A 671-nucleotide genomic window follows, 5' to 3' on the forward strand; every position below is an offset into this window, starting at 1 on the left:
CTGAAGCTCAGCACATCCCCGGAGCGATACGACAGACCACCAATGGTCAGCGTCGCCTTCGACAGGTTCTCCGAATCCCCATCGAGAATGCTCACCGACGACACGACCTTGACGGGGGAACCACCCAGCCGGAAGATCGGCAACCCACCCACCGTGATGGCCGGCGGCAATCCGATCACGGTCACCACCGCAGCACCGGGAACCAGGCTCTCCTTGTCGGTGTCATCGACCACCGACACCGACACCGTCCGAGACAGTCCACCCTCAGTTGCACTAAAAGTGACGGCCTTGATCGCCGCCTCGTACTGCTCAATCGACGCCACACCCGAGAGCGTCAGTGTTCTGGTGGTCTCGTCCCACGAGGCGGTGATCGGATTTCCCTCAATACCGCTGAAGCTCAGCACATCCCCGGAGCGATACGACAGACCACCAATGGTCAGCGTCGCCTTCGACAGGTTCTCCGAATCCCCATCGAGAATGCTCACCGACGACACGACCTTGACGGGGGAACCACCCAACCGGAAAATCGGCAAACCACCCACCGTGATGGCCGGCGGCAACCCGATCACCGTCACCACCGCAGCACCCGGGACCAGGCTCTCTTTGTCGGTGTCATCGACCACCGACACCGTGATCGAACGCGACAACCCACCCTCAGTGGCAGTGAAGGT

Annotated in this window: 1 pseudogene; it reads right to left on the reverse strand. The window is 61.5% G+C overall.

The annotated features are described in order from the left end of the window. A pseudogene (locus ACTWP6_RS30410) lies at positions 1 to 671 on the reverse strand (hypothetical protein); the annotation flags it as partial.

The organism is Mycobacterium sp. 4D054 (assembly GCF_052245755.1).
GTDB lineage: Bacteria > Actinomycetota > Actinomycetes > Mycobacteriales > Mycobacteriaceae > Mycobacterium.